This window comes from Erwinia pyrifoliae DSM 12163, assembly GCF_000026985.1.
GTDB classification, from domain to species: domain Bacteria; phylum Pseudomonadota; class Gammaproteobacteria; order Enterobacterales; family Enterobacteriaceae; genus Erwinia; species Erwinia pyrifoliae.
Genome location: NC_017390.1, coordinates 2,849,903 through 2,867,509, shown reverse-complemented (window position 1 = coordinate 2,867,509; position 17,607 = coordinate 2,849,903). Strand labels below are relative to the sequence as shown.

The window sequence follows — 17,607 nt, the reverse complement described above, 5'->3', positions numbered from 1 at the left end:
GGATTACAAACCCACAAACCCATTGCTGCGTTTAAATTTTAGTCGTGCTATGGTACATACATTCGCAAATGTATGTAAGTCTGAAGCGTTGTCAATCATACCGCCATGGCACGAAATACCAAACAACAAGCGCAGGAAACGCGCAATCACATCATAGATGCGGCTATCAAGCGTTTTTCTGAACATGGCGTTGCTAAAACGTCACTGGCGGACATTGCCGCAGGCGCAGGCGTGACGCGAGGGGCGATTTATTGGCATTTCAAAAATAAAACCGATTTGCTCAATGAAATCTGGACCCAGTCCGAATCCGGTTTGACGACCCGGGAACTTGAGTATCAATCAAAATACCCGGCTGATCCACTCTCCGTGATGCGTGCAATGCTTCTGTATGTGTTTGAAGCGACTGCCACCGACCCGAGAAGACGTGCGCTTATGGAAATCATTTACCATAAATGTGAGTTCGTGGGTGAAATGACCACCCTGCAACTGATGCAGCAAAACCTCTACCTGGAATGTTATGAAAAGATAGAAGAGGTGCTGACCGAGTGTATTGCAGCAAAGCAACTTCCTGAAAATCTGGATACCCGGCGCGCTGCGGTGGTGATGCGCGGCTATGTTAGCGGCATCATGGAAAACTGGCTTTTTATGCCGGAAAGCTTTGACCTGGCTGAAGATGCGCCTCAGCTGGTGGCGACCTTAATTGATATGTTGAACTACAGCGTCACTCTGCGCAAACCGACCTGATGGCGAATTACGCCAGTGCAATGACTTTTTGTTCAAAATCTCGTTGTACAATAGCCAGTGCCGCCAGTACGGTTGCCGGAGCAACCTCATTTTCCTCAAGCAACATAATCAAATCAACGGCTAGCTTAACTTCTTCTGGCGCATTTTCCAGCGACATAGGGTTTCCTTATCAGATGTACAGCATAAGCTGAAGTTTTAAATGCGCAGAATTTTACCCACGCCGGCCATGATTAGCGCTCCGGCCAGCGCCAGCAGCAGGGCGTGCGAGTTAAAAGCGGTGAGAGAACCGTAATCGAAGTAGCTACTGATATATCCGCCGATCAACGCACCGACGGCGGCAAGCACCAGCGAGCTGACCAGCCCGCTGGCCCGAGCGGGGAACAGGCTCCAGGCCACAAAACCCACCAGCAGGCCGATGACAATCCAGGTAAGCAGACCCATATATTATTGCTGCTCCAGTCATAAAAGGCTTATACCCGTCATACTTCAAGCTGCAGGTGCGTTGGCTACGCGTGTTCACCCGAATCACTGACTGTAGTCAGCTCATCGGGATTCACCCGCTTGCCGCCTTCCTGCAACGCGAATTATTTAGGGTAGATCCGTCATACTTCAAGCTGCAGGAGCGTTGGCTACGCGTGTTCACCTGAATCACTGACTGTAGTCAGCTCATCGGGATTCACCCGCTTGCCGTCTTCCTGCAACTCGAATTATTTCGATTATATTATAATCCACGTTCACGGTTTTCAATGGCGCGCTCAATCCGTTTCACAGCCTGCAGACAACGCTGCAAACGTCCTTCCAGCGCCGCCAGCTCGCGTTGTAAGTGTTGCTGCTGGATCAGCGTCTCCTGCTGCGCCAACAGGCTTTCACGATCGCCGATCATGGCGCGCAGGCGGCGCTCAAAGTCCTGATGTGCCGCCAGCTTCTCGTACAAATTTTCTTTGACTGGTGCCGGACGTTGCTCGCTGCTGCGCATTTTTTGCGTTGCGATTTCACGCTGTAGCGCGCTCATCTGTAAAACCACCCGTTCGGCCATCCACGCCACGCTTTCGGTGCGGTTATCACGCACGCTTTGCGCTAACTGTGCCAGCGTTTGACGTACTTCAAGCAAATAATCGCCAAGTCGTGTGGTATGGCAATGAAATAACTGATGGTCGAAGCGTGCCTGTGTCGTCCGCTTATTGGCATGAGGCTCCACGGCTTGCGCCAGCTTTTCAAGCTGGATTTCCAGTTGTTGCAATAAAACTGTGCTCTTCATTGGCATTTCCCCGGCGTTAATCCCGGTATGATAACCTGAATTTAACTCTGATTATGCGGGCTTCCCATGCAACGTTACATCCTGATGACTCTGGGTTGGTTAGCCGTGATATTAGCCACTATTGGCGTTATCCTGCCACTGTTGCCCACCACGCCTTTTTTGCTGCTGGCCGCGTGGTGCTTTGCCCGATCTTCGCCGCGCTTTCACCAGTGGCTGTTGCATCGTTCGATGTTTGGGCGCTATCTGCGCTACTGGCAGCACCACCACGCCATGCCGCCGGGTGTTAAGGGCAAGGTAATCGTGTTTATTTTACTCACCTTTGCTTTGTCGCTGTGGATGGTCAATATTTTTTGGCTCCGGCTCGTGTTACTGGCAATCCTCATCCTGCTGATCGTTTTTATAATCCGGCTACCGGTGCATGATACAGGACAAGAAAAACCCTGATTTTGCTGAATACGGTTGCAATTGCCCGGCGCTTTGCATAGATTTGGTCGTTTTCGTGCGCGGCTTCCCCCCGATGTTTGAATTTCACGCAGCAATGATTGCCGCGTGTAATGAGGCTGCGTGAGTCAGATTTGTTTTTACCAGGCACAAGATTATGACCGCGACTGCGCAGCAGCTTGAATTTCTAAAAAACAGTATCCAAAGCATCCCGGATTATCCTAAACCGGGCATCCTCTTCCGTGATGTCACCAGCCTGCTGGAAGACCCGAAAGCGTTTGCGCTGAGCATTAAACTGTTAGTAGAACGCTATCGTCATGCAGGTATCACTAAGGTAGTGGGTACTGAGGCGCGTGGTTTTCTGTTTGGCGCACCTGTCGCTCTGGGGCTGGGAGTCGGCTTTGTACCCGTGCGTAAACCGGGCAAACTGCCACGTAAAACCTTTGCTGAAGATTATGAGCTGGAGTACGGCACCGATACGCTGGAGCTGCATTGCGATGCGATTCAGCCGGGTGACGTGGTACTGGTAGTGGATGATTTGCTGGCAACCGGCGGTACCATTGAAGCGACCGCGAAGCTGATCCGCCGTGCGGGCGGCAGCGTCAAGGATGCGGCATTCATTATCAACCTGTTTGACCTGAGCGGCGAAGCGCGCCTGAAAGCACTGGGCATTGAAAGCTATAGCCTGGTGAACTTCCCGGGTCACTGACCGGGATGGGGTCAGTCTGGCTTGGCCCGCCCTTTTTCGCTTTCCCGCTGTTGTTTTCATCCTTCTCTCTCTTCCCTGTCAACATGGCGGACTTGTGCCAGCGAACCGAAGCCATGGGCGTGATAAAGTGACAGCGATAAGACGACAACGGCGATAAACTGTTATAGTTGCCAGGCCGGGTTTACCACAACCCTAATACAATTTATTCCACTCGATGATGAAGTCTTAATGAGCTATCAGGTACTGGCCCGCAAGTGGCGTCCACAAGCGTTTACCGATGTTGTCGGACAGCAACATGTGCTGACCGCGCTGGCTAATGGTTTGTCCCTTGGCCGTATCCATCACGCTTATCTGTTTTCCGGCACCCGTGGCGTCGGGAAAACCACCATCGCCCGCCTGCTGGCGAAGGGGCTTAACTGCGAAACCGGTATCACTGCCACTCCCTGTGGGCAGTGCGATAATTGCCGCGAGATTGAACAGGGCCGCTTTGTCGATCTGATTGAAATCGATGCCGCTTCACGCACTAAGGTGGAAGACACCCGCGATCTCCTGGATAACGTCCAATATGCCCCGGCGCGCGGTCGTTTTAAGGTCTATCTGATCGACGAAGTGCATATGCTGTCGCGTCACAGTTTTAATGCGCTGTTGAAAACCCTTGAAGAACCGCCGGAACACGTTAAGTTTCTGTTGGCCACCACGGATCCGCAGAAGCTGCCGGTCACCATTTTGTCACGCTGTCTGCAATTTCATCTTAAAGCGTTGGATCAGGAACAAATCCGTGGTCAGTTGGCGCATGTTCTTCACGCCGAGAATATCGGCGCTGAAACCCGCGCTCTTCAGCTGCTGGCTCGCGCGGCAGATGGCAGCATGCGTGATGCATTGAGTCTTACCGATCAGGCGATCGCGATGGGGCAGGGGCAGGTCACTGCTGCCACCGTCAACGATATGCTCGGTATGCTTGATGATGAACAGCCGCTGGCGCTGATTGAAGCGCTGGTTCACGCCGACGGGGCGCAGGTGATGGCGCTGCTCAATCAGGCCGCCACGCGCGGGGTCGAGTGGGAAGCCCTGCTGGTAGAAATGCTCGCGTTGCTGCATCGCGTGGCGATGATCCAGCTGCTGCCTTCTGCGCTGAGTGATGACATGGCCGCTGTCGCCCAGCGGCTGCGCGAACTGGCCCGGGTGCTGCCTCCCGCTGATGTGCAACTCTATTACCAGACGTTGCTGATGGGGCGCAAAGAGCTATCTTTCGCGCCGGATCGCCGTATGGGCGTTGAAATGACGCTACTGCGCGCGCTGGCTTTCCATCCTAAGGCGGTGATTGCCGAACCGCTAGCTCGCCCGGCGATGACGCCCGCTGCTTTGCCAGCGCAGGCATCTACTCAGAGTGAAACGCGCAGCGAAGCGGCGGCCGCGTCGGCACCGCAGGTGCCAACGTCTCAAGGGCTACCGGACGCCACCAGCCAGCTCCTGCAGGCGCGAACGCAGTTAATGCGCCATCAGGGGGCGAGCAAGCCAAAAAAGAGTGAGCCGGCAGCGCAGAATGCGCGGCCGGCAAGTTCGGTACTGGATCGCCTCGCTGCGTTCAGCGAGCGCGGGCAGCAGCGTCAGCAACAGACCGCTGGCGAAGCGGCTCCGTTAAAACAAGAAGCCTATCGTTGGAAAGCGCAAAACCCTAAGGAAGTCAAAACGGAACCGCGCGCAACGCCCAAAGCGTTGCGCAATGCGCTGGAGTACGAAAAGCACCCTGAGCTGGTCGTTAAGCTGGTGGCAGAATCGCTGGAACGCGATGCCTGGGCGGCTGAAATCGCTGCGCTCACCCTGCCGAAACTGGTGCAACAGCTGGCGTTAAATGCGTGGAAAGAGACCACCGACAGCGGCATCTGTCTGCATTTACGTTCGGCTCAGCGTCATCTTAATTCCCCTTCAGCGCAAAAAGTGCTGAATGAAGCCCTGAATGAGGCAGCCGGACGCCCTATTGAATTAACCGTGATTGAGGATGATAATCCGGCAGAGCTAACGCCACTGGAGTGGCGGCAAAAGATTTACCAAGAGAAGCTGGCGCAGGCGCGTCAGTCGATTATAACGGATACGCATATTCAGACGCTGTGCCGGTTTTTCGATGCTGAAGTAGACGAAGAAAGTATCCGACCTGTTTAAACCGCCGCATCGCTCTGACAGAGTTGATGTGGCCTGAGCTAAAGAGAGAAAACGTATGTTTGGTAAAGCCGGATTGGGTAACCTGATGAAACAGGCCCAGCAAATGCAGGATAAAATGGCGCAGGTGCAGGAAGAGATCGCCGCGATGGAAGTTACCGGCGAGTCCGGGGCCGGTTTGGTGAAGGTCACGATTAATGGCTCACACAGCTGTCGCCGGGTAGAGGTTGATCCAAGCCTGCTGGAAGACGACAAAGATATGCTGGAAGATTTGGTGGCGGCGGCTTTCAATGATGCGGCTCGCCGTATTGCTGAAGCACAGAAAGAAAAAATGGCAACGGTATCAAACGGAATGTCTCTGCCACCTGGCTTCAAGATGCCGTTCTGATGCAAACCAGCCCACTCCTCGAAACATTAATGGAGTCGCTGCGTTGCCTGCCGGGCGTTGGGCCTAAGTCTGCTCAACGCATGGCTTTTCAGCTGTTACAACGCGATCGCAGCGGCGGGATGCGCCTGGCCCAGGCGTTGACGCGAGCGATGTCGGAAATCGGGCACTGTGCCGACTGCCGTACCTTCACTGAACAGGATATTTGCACTATTTGCGCCAATCCACGGCGTCAGCAGAATGGGCTGATATGCGTAGTGGAAAGCCCGGCAGATATCCACGCCATCGAGCAAACCGGGCAGTTCGCTGGCCGTTACTTTGTACTGATGGGGCATCTGTCGCCGTTGGATGGTATCGGGCCAGATGACATAGGCCTCGACCGGCTGGAGCAGCGGCTGGAAAAAGAATCGATTCAGGAAGTGATCCTCGCCACTAATCCGACGGTGGAAGGTGAGGCGACCGCTAACTACATCGCCAGCCTGTGCGAACAGTACGGCGTGGACGCCAGCCGCATTGCTCATGGTGTTCCGGTGGGCGGTGAACTGGAAATGGTCGATGGCACCACGCTGTCGCACTCACTGGCCGGACGTCAGAAGTTCAAATTCTGAGCAACTAAATGGCACGAACTCTTCGTGCCGTCTTGAAATCCATTTTTACATCCCCATCTTTACCTCAACGTTCATCAACCTGTTTTCATTGAGGTAGCAATGACCATGAAAGGACAAGAGACACGCGGCTTCCAGTCAGAGGTAAAACAGCTTCTGCACCTGATGATCCACTCGCTCTATTCAAACAAAGAAATCTTCCTGCGCGAACTGATCTCAAACGCCTCCGATGCCGCTGATAAGCTGCGCTTCAAGGCGTTATCTACCCCGGAACTGTACGAAGGGGATGGCGACTTGCGCGTGCGGGTGGCGGTCGACAAGGAAAAACGTACCCTGACGCTCAGCGATAACGGTATCGGGATGCGTCGCGACGAAGTCATTGAAAACCTGGGCACCATTGCCAAGTCCGGGACTAAATCCTTCCTTGAATCACTGGGATCTGACCAGGCCAAAGACAGCCAGCTCATCGGCCAGTTCGGCGTGGGTTTCTATTCGGCGTTTATCGTTGCGGATAACGTTTCCGTGCGTACCCGTGCTGCGGGGGCTGCTGCCGATGAAGGGGTATTCTGGCAATCTGCCGGTGAAGGCGATTACACCATTGCCGACATTGAGAAAAGCGATCGCGGGACCGAAATCACCCTGCATCTGCGCGAAGGTGAAGATGAATTCCTCGATGCGTGGCGCGTTCGCAGCGTCATCAGTAAATACTCTGACCATATTGCCTTGCCGGTGGAGATCGAAACCCATAACGAAGAAGATGACACCACCACCTGGGAAAAGATCAACAAAGCGCAGGCGCTGTGGACGCGTAATAAGTCTGATATCAGCGAAGACGAATACAAAGAGTTTTATAAACACGTTGCCCACGATTTTACCGACCCGCTTACCTGGAGCCACAACCGGGTAGAAGGTAAGCAGGAGTACACCAGCCTGCTGTATATACCGGCCCAGGCACCGTGGGACATGTGGAACCGCGATCACAAACATGGTCTGAAACTGTACGTGCAGCGCGTGTTTATCATGGACGATGCCGAACAGTTTATGCCGAACTATCTGCGCTTCGTCAAAGGACTGATTGACTCTAACGATCTGCCGCTCAACGTGTCGCGTGAACTCCTGCAGGACAGCCGTATTACCCAGACGCTGCGCGGGGCGCTGACCAAGCGTTCACTGCAGATGCTGGAGAGAGTGGCGAAGGATGATGAAGAGAAATACCAGAAATTCTGGCAGCAGTTCGGTCTGGTGCTGAAGGAAGGCCCGGCAGAAGACAGCAGCAATGCCGAAACCATCGCCAAACTGTTGCGTTTTGCCTCTACCAGCTTCGAAGGGGCGGCGCAGACCGTATCGCTGGAAGATTATGTCAGCCGCATGGTGGAAGGGCAGGAGAAGATTTATTACATCACTGCCGATAGCTACGCTGCCGCGAAAAGCAGCCCGCATCTGGAGCTGTTCCGCAAGAAAGGCATCGAGGTTCTGCTGCTTTCAGACCGCATTGACGAATGGATGATGAGCTATCTCACCGAGTTCGACGGAAAATCATTCCAGTCGGTCAGCAAGGCGGACGACGCGCTAAGCAAGCTGGCGGACGAAGAAACCGAAGAGCAGAAAGAAGCCGGGAAAGCGCTGGAGCCTTTTGTTGAGCGGGTAAAAACCCTGCTGGGCGAGCGAGTGAAAGAAGTGCGTTTGACGCACCGCCTGACCGATACGCCGGCAATCGTTACCACCGAAGCTAACGAAATGACGACCCAGATGGCAAAACTGTTTGCCGCTGCGGGCCAGGATGTGCCGGAGGTGAAATATCTGTTTGAGCTGAATCCTGAGCATGCGTTAGTGAAGCGCGCTGTCGACACCCAGGATGAAGCACGCTTTGCCGAGTGGATCGAACTGCTGCTGGATCAGGCGCTGTTTGCCGAAAAAGGCACGCTGGAAGATCCGAATCAGTTTATCCGCCGGATGAACCAGCTGCTGCTGGGATAATCCGCACAGTATTCTGTAACAGAGCTGTTGACTCACCGGCAGAAATTCTCCCGGTGAGTCATTAATCCATTTTTCCTTTATTCCTGCTTTGCACTCTCCCCGTCTTCCTGTTTAATATCATCACGTCAATTTGCATACCGCTTTTGTAGGTAAAATCAATTGCCTGCAGAGTAAGAACCGTTTATGCGTGTAAATTCTGTTAAATGAGTGTCTAAAGATGAGCTGTGATTTTGCAGATTCTTGCCAGCGGCATTAGGATGATGCCGAACTATTATTCAGTAGAGGGCGCTGGGCCAATGCCGATCATCTTTATGGTTTCTCGGCAGAAAGTGCGTTGAAATACCTGATGTTAGCCTTTGGCATTCCCTTCAATACTGTAAGAAATATGCCTCAAGAGCGTGATGACCAAAAGCATATTGACCGCATCTGGCAGCGTTATCAAACCTACCAGGGGAACTGTCATCCCGCAGGGGCTTACGCATTAGACCCGGTGAATCCATTCGATGACTGGCGGGCATCTCAGCGTTACGATCATCAATCGGCGTTTAGCCAGCAGGTAGCGGAGAATCACAGAAAGGGCGCTAAGATGGCGAAAGATATCCTCAAACAGGCTCAACTCGACGGTGCGATACCAATATGATTATCTTTGATCAAATTTTAACTGGCCTGGAGAGCATTTTTGCCCCCCATGCTCAGGCTGTCTCAGAGATTGGCCCCATCGCCGTCAATCGTGACCTGAATGGTAAAGTTCGTTTAATTGCGCCCGAGACTGCGCGCGAAAATCCGCAGCAGTTTGATCTCATTAATCAGATTGCACAGCAGATGGAACAACGGCTCTCCCCACATTCCTTTCCTGCTAAGGCTGCGGTTCTCTATGAGCCGGATGTGGCAGCGGTCTGCCAGAATGCCCCGCACTTTTTACTATCAGGCACGGATAATGTTTGGGTTGTCGACCGTCTGCCCACGGAAGGCCGTTGGGATCTGATAAAACCTGTCACCCACGGTGCCAGGCGCATTGTCTTTTTCTCTATAAAAGGCGGCGTGGGGCGATCCACGGCGATGGCGGCCTCTGCCTGGGCGCTGGCTCAGGAAGGCAAAAAAGTGCTGGTGCTTGACCTCGATCTTGAGTCTCCTGGCCTGTCAACCTCCCTACTGCCGGAGGAAAAACGCCCAGCCAGTGGCATTGTTGACTGGATGGTCGAAGACCTGGTGGATAATGGCAGCCGTATTGTCGATAACATGCTGGCAACCAGCTCTCTCTCTCATGACGGTGAAATTTACGTCGTCCCTGCTCACGGTAAAGATCCCGGCGAATATATCGCCAAGCTGGGTCGTGTCTGGATGCCGAAAGTGGGTAACCATGGCCAGCGTGAAAGCTGGTCGCAACGGCTAAACCGGTTGATATCCGATCTGGAAGAAAAGATAAAACCGGATGTTATCTTTATTGATTCCCGTTCCGGCATTGATGAAATAGCAGCAAGCTGCGTGAGCGATTTAGGTGCAAGTCTCATCTTATTATTTACGGTAGATGGAGAACAGACATGGTCTGGCTATCGTGTATTGTTCGAGTATTGGCAACGTTTAGGTAAAGCCACCGAAATACGCGAGCGTTTACAGATTGTTGGCGCAATGGTACCGGACGATGAGCGCCGCGAAGCTTATTTTTCCGGTATGCGCGAACGCGCCTGGAATCTGTTTAATCCGCTATACGATGAAATACAGCCCGGCGATCTTAAAGATCGCTTTAATTTTGCCATGAGCGATGTTCTTGCCCCGCATTATCCATGGGTAATACGCTGGAATCTGGGTTTTTCAGCAATAACCTCCCTGCATTCTCGTTTAACCGTAGTCGACGCCAGGAATGTTTCCCTTGTCTTCGGCGAGCTTATCGACGGGACCAGTCAGGCGATCAATATCGTGGAGACATCAGAAGAGGTGTAAAGCAGATAGCATTCGTCGCGCAATATATGAGGCTTTGCCCGCCGATACCTCCTACAGCGGTTCCGCGCCTGCACTGGAGAATTTATATGTCCCTCCGGCGCATTTAAAGGCGCTGCGGCCAGAATGCGTGCTGGTGGTTGGCAGCCGTGGAGTGGGTAAATCGGTATGGACCGCTGCCTTGGCCGATCCTCAGTTGCGTAAGGTTATCGGCTCAAATATACCTGAACTGGATTCTGCGGAAATTCATATCGGTTTTTCCGAGCGGCCCAATAATCAGGACTATCCTGATGCGGATACTTTTAAGCAACTGTCGTCCCGTTTCACGCCTTATGTTATCTGGCGCACGATCGTTGTCTTAGGTATTGCAAAATTATTGCAACATAACTTATTTAACGATAAGAAAACGTGGCAGGAAAAAGTCAGCTGGATTGAGCAGAACCCCGAGCGTGTTGCGCAGTTTATGGCTGATGCCAGTCAGCAGGCGGTGGTAAAAAACCAGCATTTTTTAATTCTCTTTGACGCACTGGATCGCCTCAGTACCGACTGGTCATTGATGGATAGCATGGTACGGGACTTACTGCGCGTCGTGTTATGGCTGAAACCTTATCCGCGCCTGTCGGCTAAGGTGTTCTTACGCGAAGATCAGCTGGAGAGGACGGTGACTGATTTTCCTGATGCATCGAAATTGCTGGCGACAAAAGCAGAGCTTTCATGGGCGCTTAACGACCTGCACGGTTTGCTGTGGCAGTACCTGTTGAATGCTAAAGGTAATGCTGGCGATGTTTTACGGGGCTTATATCAACATTCTGTTGGCAAAAGTGTCATTGAAGCCAATGGTCTTTATTTACCACATGACGAAATCAAGCGCGAGACCGAAGCACAAAGAGCGTTATTTTCAGCGCTGGCTGGCCCGTGGATGGGAAAAGACAGGCGCCGTGGCGTGCCCTATATTTGGGCAGTAAGTCATCTTGCTGATGGCAATGGCCGCACCTCACCACGCTCGTTTCTCGCCGCAATTCGTCAGGCAGCCGAGGATTCCCGCGACAAATATCAGGACCATCCCTATCCTTTGCATTATGAAAGCGTCAAGCGCGGAGTTCAGGAGGCTTCAGGAATTCGTGTGGGCGAGCTGGCGGAAGACTATCCCTGGGTCAGGGTATTTTTTGATCCGCTGGGGGGCTTAACGGTACCTGTTGATTTTTCCTACGTCTTACAAAGATGGCATGATGCTTTCCCCAATGGGCCACAGGATGCGGGTAATAACCGGCTTCCGCCACAGCATGTGGAAAAAGGCTGGCCGGGTATTAAGCAGGACCTGTTGCGTATCGGTGTTTTTGAAGAACGTGCCGATGAGCGTATCGATATGCCCGATCTTTACCGAGTCGGTTTTGGTTTAGGGCGCAAGGGCGGGGTAAAACCCAATAAACAGTAATTTCCGTCGGGCCAGTTCATTCAGTTCGACGTGCCTGTTGCAACGACATCTGCGGATATTCATTTGGCCGTAAAATATCCCTGATGTCGTTGACAGTTTTGTGCGCTGCCCTTGTTACCCCACCATCGAAGCTTCATCTAATAGCCAGCTGCGAAATAATTTAATCCCCTTATCTGCTTTACGTGACGCTTTTATCATCATCCAGGTAGCGCGATCTACCTCGGCAAAACCCAGTGGTGCAATCAGTGAACCGTCGAAGATCTCTTTTTTCACCAGGATCTGCGGCGTCATAATAATCCCCATGCCGTTACGCGCCGCCTGAATCGCCAGAGTGAGATTGTCGAAATGATTTCCAGCCCAAAAATCACCGCGCGCTCCGGTTTTTTTTGCCCATTCGGACCAGGCATTGAGTTTGGTATCGGCATGCAGCAGCGGTAAGGTAGAAAAATCGGTCTCGTAGCTAAAGCGGCTACTGAACGCTGGGGAACATACCGGGCCAATATAGTCGACGGTAATCAGCGTGGCGGCAATGTCCTTCTGTACGGGCTGCTGCTGGCTGACGATCAGTATATCGGTATGCTCACTACGCACCCGCTCCAGATCAACGTGGGTCTGGAAAGTCAGGGCGATTTCGCTATGGCGTGACGTGAAGCGGTTGATACGCGGGATAAGCCATTGCGCCAGAAAACTTGGGGCGCACGATATTGTCAGGCTATGAAGGTCGCACGCGCGAATTTTGTCACAGGTCACTTCAATGCTGCGAAAGCTTTGCATACAGCAGGCTTTAAGGCGCTCACCGTCGGCCGTTAATTGCACTCGCCCCTTAATCCGCAGGAATAAAGGTTTTCCCAGCCACTCTTCTAACTGTTTGATTTGATGACTAACGGCACTGTGCGTTACGTTCAGCGATTGTGCCGCCCGGCTAAAACTTTGTCGCAATGCAGCCTGATGGAAATAGTGTAACGCGCGCAGTGAAGGAAGGTTAGACATCATAGTACCTTGTTAGAAAAACTCACATTAAGTGTCTGTTTATATCATTTTTAAGTCCAGTCAAAATTCACTAGTCTGGCACAGGTTCCGGGGAATGTACTGGTAGCGAACAGCCTGAATCAACTGATGGAATATCACTTCATACAGACGAATTTTCCCCTTGTCAGACCTCGATGAAACTCAACCGCTATGCGAAGGAAAGGAAATGACAAATCAGTATTCAGTTAAGCCGCAACTCGTTATGTTTACCGGTGGTCGGGACAGCACCCTGGCTGCTTGTTATCTGATGTTACAGGGTATCCCTGTCCACCTTTGGTCGGGTAATAGCGGATGCTCACTGCATCGCGGTATTTTGTCGCACCGGGTTGAAGAAATGAAGAATCGCTTTGGCGATCTGGTGGTGGGTCATACCGTTGCTGACATTAGCGGTGCTTTTCGCTCTATTGCCATCGAAGCGCTGGAACAAGATATTCTCAAATATCGCAAAAATCTGGTGCTGCTCGGCGAAAAACTGGCCATTCATGCGCATCTGGTCGATTTCTGTCGCCGCAACGATATCAATACCATCAACGACGGTATTACTCATTATCAAATGGAGTTCCCGGAGCAGCGGCTGGTGGCAAAAACCTTCCTGATGGAGATGATGGCACAATATGATATTAACTATCAGTCGCCGGTGTATGAGTTTGCGCAGTCGGCAGATGACGTGAAATATCGTCTGTTGCAGCTGGGTATCTCTACTAAATCCCTTGAGGGGATCAGCATCTTTGCCGACAGTTTCTCTACGCCTTCAGATGATGTCGTCCTCGCTTATCTGAAAGAAAAAGCGCCTCTGGCACACAATATTGTGAATTTCCTTGCTGGCGAAACGCTTAATCCTCCCGTTTTGAACAACAGCGCCGCAGCCTGAGGTTGCACGAAAATCGTGGCGTAATCTGCGGATTACGTCTTGCGGAGTTGAGATGAAAACAATTGTTAAATGCGCTGCCATTATCATTCATCAGCGTTCGCTGTTACTTACCCGTAAACGGGGCACCGAGGTTTTTATTTCTCCCGGTGGCAAACCGTTGGCAGGGGAAGATCATCTGAGCTGCCTCAAGCGAGAATTAGATGAAGAACTGGGGGTGAAAATCAAAAGTTTCCGACCTTTTGGTTTGTTTCATGGTCGCGCCGAATTCGAAGCACAGGCCATCGAGAACCACGTTTATTTTGTCGAGATTATTGGCCAGCCGCGCGCAAGCCACGAAATTGAAGAGATTGCGTGGGTGAATTATCGCAAACCGCCCTGTGAAATTGCGGTCGGATCGATTTTTCGCAATAACGTTATCCCACTGTTATTCCAGCAAGAGTTGATCAACTGATGGATGCTTCCTCCTTTTCCCCGCAGTTGCAGACGGTGCACGGCGATCGGTTTTATAAGCGAGTCAATATGCTAAAAGACGAACTTCGTGAAGAGCTTACACGGGTATACCAACTACATGATTACGATCTGTTTTTTGTCCAGTCGGTGCGCGTTGGATTGGTGATCCTTTCACACCTGTTTTATAAGCAGGAAACCGCTTTATGCCTGGCGAAACATGCGCATTACAAACCTATCTGTGAGCTGTTTAACTCATCTTCAGCACATGCCAGCGGGCCGGGCAGCGTGCCGATTATTACCCACGTCAACCCTTACACGGGGAAAGTTAACAGCCTGCAAGATTGCAAAGGAAAAGGGGTTGTTGATGCGTCTCACAGTTTCGCCACTAATCGCCACGCCGAGCTGATCGCAGAGAGTTCGGTGTTTGTCGCCCCCTTGCATAAGCACGCTTCGTTGGCCGTTGGGCTGGCGATCGTTGCTTTACGCGCTGAGCACTTCAGCACGCTGATGCGTAGCGAACTGCGCCTGTTCGAAGAGTCCACTTCTTCAGACAAGCCGCTGGAGGAAGCGCTCGAAAATGTGCGCAGTCACAGCTGGCAGCCCTTTAATGTTGCCCAGGTTCAGCCGGTTGAAATAAAGGACGCGGCGGGAATGGACTTTTGCTCCATCAGCGCGCCGGATCTGCCATTCAGCTGTTTCCCTGTACCCGCGCTAAGCGCCACACGGCAACAGCAGGTTAAGAAAGCCGGGGCCAGTTATTTCCCCCATACCAACACGGTGCGTTTGTCGTGCTGGGTGCGTGGTGATGGCAGTCAGCGGGTGGATATGACCAAACAGATAGAGCAAGATTTGATTGCGCTGTGGGAGGAAAAATGAAAGGTTCCCTGGCAGTGAATGGCAATCTGATTGGCATGGTGGGCGGCATTATCCTGAGTACCGATTCGGTATTTATTCGTCTAATGAGCATCGATAACTCATGGCTGATTGTTGCCCTGCGCGGGATTTGCATGTGGGTCATCTGCCTGCTTGTCTGGATCTTCTGGCGTCAAAGCCGTTCAACGCTCGGGCAGCCGTGGCTGACCAGAGATAATTTGCTTTCGACGCTGTTTTTCTGCATCGCCTCCGCCTGTTTCGTTAATGCGCTGAACCACGGCAACGTGGCAACGGTACTGGTTATCATCTCCGGTACGCCGTTTATTTCGGCGCTGATCGCCCGTCTGTTGTTTAAAGTGGCTATCGATCGCAGCGTCATGCTGGCTGCACTGGCAGGCATTATTGGCGTGGGTATCGTGATGTCCGGGCGCGGCATGGGTCACGACGGGGTGGCCAACCTTTATGCGCTGGCAACGGCAATATCGATGGCGCTGGCGTTTATTTTTACCTCGCGCGTTAGCGGCGGAACGGCCGGGCTGCCATCGCTGGGAGCGCTGCTGGCTTCAGTCTTGATCGTGCTTGGGTCAGGTTCCGATGTGGTAACCAGTCTGAACATGCTGTCGGCGGCGCAGCTGGGATGGGTAATGGCTGAAGGCGCCCTGATCATGCCGCTGGCGATGGGGTTAATTACCTTATCAACACGTTTTGTCTCGCCTGCTAATGCAGGACTGTTTTTACTGCTGGAAACCGCCTTAGCGCCGTTGTGGATGTATTTGTTCCTGGGTGAAGTGCCCACAGTTCAGGCGGTTATTGGCGGTGCGATCATTATCATCACGGTGATGACACAATCGTTGTACGCCCGTCGAAAGGAGTCTGCATCGCGCTGCGCCGAAGTGGCATAACCGCGCCCTTCCTTGTGGAAAACGGGGCATGATGATATGTTCGTGCCCTCAGATAATGTGTTCATTAAAGCAATTCGCAAGGGGATTTACGCAATGCGTATTATTCTGCTCGGGGCTCCGGGTGCTGGAAAGGGGACTCAGGCTCAGTTCATTATGGAGAAATACGGTATCCCGCAAATCTCCACGGGTGACATGCTGCGCGCCGCGGTTAAAGCCGGTTCAGAGTTGGGTCAGAAAGCCAAAGAGATTATGGACGCCGGTAAGCTGGTTACCGATGAACTGGTTATCGCGTTGGTCAAAGAGCGTATCGCTCAGGAAGACTGCCGCAATGGTTTCCTGCTGGACGGTTTCCCGCGCACTATTCCCCAGGCTGATGCCATGAAGGAAGCGGGCATCAAGGTCGACAACGTGCTGGAATTTGATGTGCCGGACGAACTGATCGTTGAGCGTATCGTGGGTCGCCGGGTGCACGCAGCATCGGGTCGGGTTTACCATGTTACCTTCAACCCGCCGAAAGAGGCAGGCAAAGATGACGTGACCGGCGAAGAGCTAACCACGCGCAAGGACGACCAGGAAGAAACCGTGCGTAAACGGCTGGTGGAATATCATCAGATGACGGCTCCGCTGATTGCTTACTACAGCCAGGAAGCGGAGGCGGGAAATACGGCCTACCATAAAATCGATGGTACGCGTAAGGTGACCGAAGTCAGCGCCGAACTGGCAAGTATTCTCGGTTAAAGCTGTGAGCCAGGCTCCTCCTGGCTCAATTGCACCAATCGGTTCCACTCCCGCCTTTTTCCGCTAAAATAGGTCAGGTTTACATCACTGACCCTGTCACTAAATCAAGGAATAGCAATGAGGCAAGATAAACCTGGCGTGCTGCTGGTGAATTTAGGCACGCCTGATGCCCCAACCACCCCAGCGGTAAAACGTTATCTGAAGCAGTTCCTCAGCGACAAGCGCGTGGTTGATGCGCCACGCTGGCTATGGTGGCCGCTGCTGAATTTCGGTATTCTGCCTATCCGCTCACCGCGCGTATCAAAACTGTACGCTTCGGTGTGGATGGATGAGGGGTCACCGCTGATGGTTTATAGCCAGCGGCAGCGCAGCGCCCTGGCAGCAAGGCTGGACATGCCTGTGGCGCTGGGCATGAGCTACGGTAACCCAAGCCTTAAGAGTGCCATCGACAGCCTGATGGCAGAAGGTGTCACCCGGCTTATTGTACTGCCGCTTTATCCGCAATTTTCCTGTTCCACCGTTGCGGCGGTATGGGATGGTATTACCGAGGTATTTGCCGGTTACCGTAGCCTGCCGTCAGTCCATTTTATTCGCGACTATGCACAACATCCGGCGTACATTGCCGCATTGAAAGCTTCAGTAGAGCGTTCATTTGCGCAGCACGGCAAGCCGGATCTGTTAGTGACGTCATTCCACGGCATTCCACAGCGTTTTGCTAACGAAGGCGACGATTATCCGCAGCGCTGCTACGAAACCTTTGACGCATTGAAAGCGTCTCTGGGGCTTGGCAGCGACGAAGCGATGCTGACTTTCCAGTCGCGCTTTGGCCGTGAACCCTGGCTGATGCCTTACACGGATGAAACCATGAAGGCGCTGCCCGCTAAGGGCGTAAAGCATGTACAGATTATGAGCCCCGGTTTCGCCGCTGACTGCCTGGAAACCCTGGAAGAAATCAACGGAGAGAACCGGGAAATCTTCCTGCATGCGGGCGGCACGCGCTTTGAATACATACCGGCGCTGAACGATGACGAAGCCCATATCACCATGATGCTTGAGCTGGTGAATCAGTACCGCTAAGCATTCGGGGCAGCTCCC

20 protein-coding genes and 1 other annotated feature are annotated in these 17,607 nt (G+C 52.7%); of the genes, 16 read left to right on the top strand and 4 right to left on the bottom strand.

Annotation, left to right across the window (positions count from 1 at the left end):
- The first annotated feature begins 105 nt into the window (after positions 1 to 105).
- The gene (acrR, locus tag EPYR_RS13045; protein ID WP_012668855.1) at positions 106 to 744 is read left to right on the top strand and encodes a multidrug efflux transporter transcriptional repressor AcrR; all 639 of its coding nucleotides are present in this window, start codon (positions 106 to 108) and stop codon (positions 742 to 744) included.
- 7 nt (positions 745 to 751) lie between these two features.
- On the opposite strand, the gene rsmS is transcribed toward acrR, so the two are convergent.
- The 3 genes from rsmS to priC all read right to left on the bottom strand — a co-directional run bounded on the left by rsmS (position 752) and on the right by priC (position 2,002).
- A complete protein-coding gene (rsmS, locus tag EPYR_RS19435; RefSeq protein WP_012668854.1) occupies positions 752 to 901 on the bottom strand; it encodes a pleiotropic regulatory protein RsmS in 150 nt (49 codons plus the stop codon).
- A gap of 38 nt (positions 902 to 939) precedes the next feature.
- On the bottom strand, positions 940 to 1,185 hold the full coding sequence (locus EPYR_RS13040; protein ID WP_012668853.1) for a GlsB/YeaQ/YmgE family stress response membrane protein: 246 nt from the start codon (positions 1,183 to 1,185) through the stop codon (positions 940 to 942).
- A 280-nt stretch (positions 1,186 to 1,465) separates the two neighbouring features.
- Complete coding sequence (priC, locus tag EPYR_RS13035) at positions 1,466 to 2,002, bottom strand: primosomal replication protein PriC (protein ID WP_012668852.1); 537 nt, start codon at positions 2,000 to 2,002, stop codon at positions 1,466 to 1,468.
- A 66-nt stretch (positions 2,003 to 2,068) separates the two neighbouring features.
- Here priC and EPYR_RS13030 point away from each other — a divergent pair, with 66 nt between their 5' ends.
- The 9 genes from EPYR_RS13030 to EPYR_RS12990 all read left to right on the top strand — a co-directional run bounded on the left by EPYR_RS13030 (position 2,069) and on the right by EPYR_RS12990 (position 11,649).
- Complete coding sequence (locus EPYR_RS13030) at positions 2,069 to 2,446, top strand: DUF454 family protein (RefSeq protein ID WP_012668851.1); 378 nt, start codon at positions 2,069 to 2,071, stop codon at positions 2,444 to 2,446.
- A 154-nt stretch (positions 2,447 to 2,600) separates the two neighbouring features.
- Positions 2,601 to 3,152, top strand: a complete 552-nt coding sequence (apt, locus tag EPYR_RS13025) for an adenine phosphoribosyltransferase (protein ID WP_012668850.1) — start codon at positions 2,601 to 2,603, stop codon at positions 3,150 to 3,152.
- A gap of 228 nt (positions 3,153 to 3,380) precedes the next feature.
- Positions 3,381 to 5,312 (top strand): DNA polymerase III subunit gamma/tau, encoded by a 1,932-nt coding sequence (dnaX, locus tag EPYR_RS13020; RefSeq protein ID WP_012668849.1) that lies wholly within the window; start codon positions 3,381 to 3,383, stop codon positions 5,310 to 5,312.
- Positions 4,651 to 4,712, top strand: a sequence feature (DnaX frameshifting element). (Overlaps the previous gene by 62 nt.)
- A gap of 55 nt (positions 5,313 to 5,367) precedes the next feature.
- Complete coding sequence (locus EPYR_RS13015; RefSeq protein ID WP_004156376.1) at positions 5,368 to 5,697, top strand: YbaB/EbfC family nucleoid-associated protein; 330 nt, start codon at positions 5,368 to 5,370, stop codon at positions 5,695 to 5,697.
- Complete coding sequence (gene recR, locus EPYR_RS13010) at positions 5,697 to 6,302, top strand: recombination mediator RecR (RefSeq protein ID WP_012668848.1); 606 nt, start codon at positions 5,697 to 5,699, stop codon at positions 6,300 to 6,302. The genes EPYR_RS13015 and recR overlap by 1 nt, the downstream gene beginning before the upstream one ends.
- Positions 6,303 to 6,407: 105 nt before the next feature.
- A complete protein-coding gene (gene htpG / locus EPYR_RS13005; RefSeq protein ID WP_187298270.1) occupies positions 6,408 to 8,276 on the top strand; it encodes a molecular chaperone HtpG in 1,869 nt (622 codons plus the stop codon).
- Positions 8,277 to 8,610: 334 nt separating this feature from the next.
- The gene (locus EPYR_RS13000) at positions 8,611 to 8,916 is read left to right on the top strand and encodes a hypothetical protein (protein ID WP_012668846.1); all 306 of its coding nucleotides are present in this window, start codon (positions 8,611 to 8,613) and stop codon (positions 8,914 to 8,916) included.
- A complete protein-coding gene (locus EPYR_RS12995) occupies positions 8,913 to 10,217 on the top strand; it encodes a KGGVGR-motif variant AAA ATPase (RefSeq protein WP_012668845.1) in 1,305 nt (434 codons plus the stop codon). The genes EPYR_RS13000 and EPYR_RS12995 overlap by 4 nt, the downstream gene beginning before the upstream one ends.
- On the top strand, positions 10,138 to 11,649 hold the full coding sequence (locus EPYR_RS12990) for a hypothetical protein (RefSeq protein ID WP_014539269.1): 1,512 nt from the start codon (positions 10,138 to 10,140) through the stop codon (positions 11,647 to 11,649). Before EPYR_RS12995 ends, EPYR_RS12990 begins: the two co-directional genes overlap by 80 nt.
- A gap of 114 nt (positions 11,650 to 11,763) precedes the next feature.
- On the opposite strand, the gene EPYR_RS12985 is transcribed toward EPYR_RS12990, so the two are convergent.
- On the bottom strand, positions 11,764 to 12,639 hold the full coding sequence (locus tag EPYR_RS12985; protein ID WP_012668843.1) for a LysR family transcriptional regulator: 876 nt from the start codon (positions 12,637 to 12,639) through the stop codon (positions 11,764 to 11,766).
- 205 nt (positions 12,640 to 12,844) lie between these two features.
- Here EPYR_RS12985 and EPYR_RS12980 point away from each other — a divergent pair, with 205 nt between their 5' ends.
- From EPYR_RS12980 to hemH, 6 genes are all read left to right on the top strand, one after another.
- Positions 12,845 to 13,549 carry a hypothetical protein gene (locus tag EPYR_RS12980; protein ID WP_041474028.1) on the top strand — a complete coding sequence of 235 codons (705 nt, stop codon included), beginning with the start codon at positions 12,845 to 12,847 and terminating at the stop codon, positions 13,547 to 13,549.
- Between the two features lie 52 nt (positions 13,550 to 13,601).
- On the top strand, positions 13,602 to 14,000 hold the full coding sequence (locus EPYR_RS12975) for an NUDIX hydrolase (RefSeq protein WP_012668841.1): 399 nt from the start codon (positions 13,602 to 13,604) through the stop codon (positions 13,998 to 14,000).
- Complete coding sequence (locus EPYR_RS12970) at positions 14,000 to 14,875, top strand: DUF6024 family protein (RefSeq protein ID WP_012668840.1); 876 nt, start codon at positions 14,000 to 14,002, stop codon at positions 14,873 to 14,875. Before EPYR_RS12975 ends, EPYR_RS12970 begins: the two co-directional genes overlap by 1 nt.
- Positions 14,872 to 15,774, top strand: coding sequence for a DMT family transporter (locus tag EPYR_RS12965; protein ID WP_012668839.1), 903 nt, complete (start codon positions 14,872 to 14,874; stop codon positions 15,772 to 15,774). The genes EPYR_RS12970 and EPYR_RS12965 overlap by 4 nt, the downstream gene beginning before the upstream one ends.
- A gap of 93 nt (positions 15,775 to 15,867) precedes the next feature.
- Positions 15,868 to 16,512, top strand: a complete 645-nt coding sequence (adk, locus tag EPYR_RS12960) for an adenylate kinase (protein WP_012668838.1) — start codon at positions 15,868 to 15,870, stop codon at positions 16,510 to 16,512.
- A 117-nt stretch (positions 16,513 to 16,629) separates the two neighbouring features.
- Entirely contained in the window at positions 16,630 to 17,589 is a 960-nt protein-coding gene (gene hemH, locus EPYR_RS12955) for a ferrochelatase (protein ID WP_012668837.1), read from the top strand.
- Positions 17,590 to 17,607 lie beyond the last annotated feature (18 nt).

Excerpts from the sequence above, each read along its gene's own strand:
- acrR (WP_012668855.1), top strand. The coding sequence starts at position 106 with ATGGCACGAAATACCAAACAACAAGCGCAGGAAACGCGCAATCACATC.
- rsmS (WP_012668854.1), bottom strand. The coding sequence starts at position 901 with ATGTCGCTGGAAAATGCGCCAGAAGAAGTTAAGCTAGCCGTTGATTTG.
- EPYR_RS13040 (WP_012668853.1), bottom strand. The coding sequence starts at position 1,185 with ATGGGTCTGCTTACCTGGATTGTCATCGGCCTGCTGGTGGGTTTTGTG.
- priC (WP_012668852.1), bottom strand. The coding sequence starts at position 2,002 with ATGAAGAGCACAGTTTTATTGCAACAACTGGAAATCCAGCTTGAAAAG.
- EPYR_RS13030 (WP_012668851.1), top strand. The coding sequence starts at position 2,069 with ATGCAACGTTACATCCTGATGACTCTGGGTTGGTTAGCCGTGATATTA.
- apt (WP_012668850.1), top strand. The coding sequence starts at position 2,601 with ATGACCGCGACTGCGCAGCAGCTTGAATTTCTAAAAAACAGTATCCAA.
- dnaX (WP_012668849.1), top strand. The coding sequence starts at position 3,381 with ATGAGCTATCAGGTACTGGCCCGCAAGTGGCGTCCACAAGCGTTTACC.
- EPYR_RS13015 (WP_004156376.1), top strand. The coding sequence starts at position 5,368 with ATGTTTGGTAAAGCCGGATTGGGTAACCTGATGAAACAGGCCCAGCAA.
- recR (WP_012668848.1), top strand. The coding sequence starts at position 5,697 with ATGCAAACCAGCCCACTCCTCGAAACATTAATGGAGTCGCTGCGTTGC.
- htpG (WP_187298270.1), top strand. The coding sequence starts at position 6,408 with ATGAAAGGACAAGAGACACGCGGCTTCCAGTCAGAGGTAAAACAGCTT.
- EPYR_RS12995 (WP_012668845.1), top strand. The coding sequence starts at position 8,913 with ATGATTATCTTTGATCAAATTTTAACTGGCCTGGAGAGCATTTTTGCC.
- EPYR_RS12990 (WP_014539269.1), top strand. The coding sequence starts at position 10,138 with ATGTTTCCCTTGTCTTCGGCGAGCTTATCGACGGGACCAGTCAGGCGA.
- EPYR_RS12985 (WP_012668843.1), bottom strand. The coding sequence starts at position 12,639 with ATGTCTAACCTTCCTTCACTGCGCGCGTTACACTATTTCCATCAGGCT.
- EPYR_RS12980 (WP_041474028.1), top strand. The coding sequence starts at position 12,845 with ATGACAAATCAGTATTCAGTTAAGCCGCAACTCGTTATGTTTACCGGT.
- EPYR_RS12975 (WP_012668841.1), top strand. The coding sequence starts at position 13,602 with ATGAAAACAATTGTTAAATGCGCTGCCATTATCATTCATCAGCGTTCG.
- EPYR_RS12970 (WP_012668840.1), top strand. The coding sequence starts at position 14,000 with ATGGATGCTTCCTCCTTTTCCCCGCAGTTGCAGACGGTGCACGGCGAT.
- EPYR_RS12965 (WP_012668839.1), top strand. The coding sequence starts at position 14,872 with ATGAAAGGTTCCCTGGCAGTGAATGGCAATCTGATTGGCATGGTGGGC.
- adk (WP_012668838.1), top strand. The coding sequence starts at position 15,868 with ATGCGTATTATTCTGCTCGGGGCTCCGGGTGCTGGAAAGGGGACTCAG.
- hemH (WP_012668837.1), top strand. The coding sequence starts at position 16,630 with ATGAGGCAAGATAAACCTGGCGTGCTGCTGGTGAATTTAGGCACGCCT.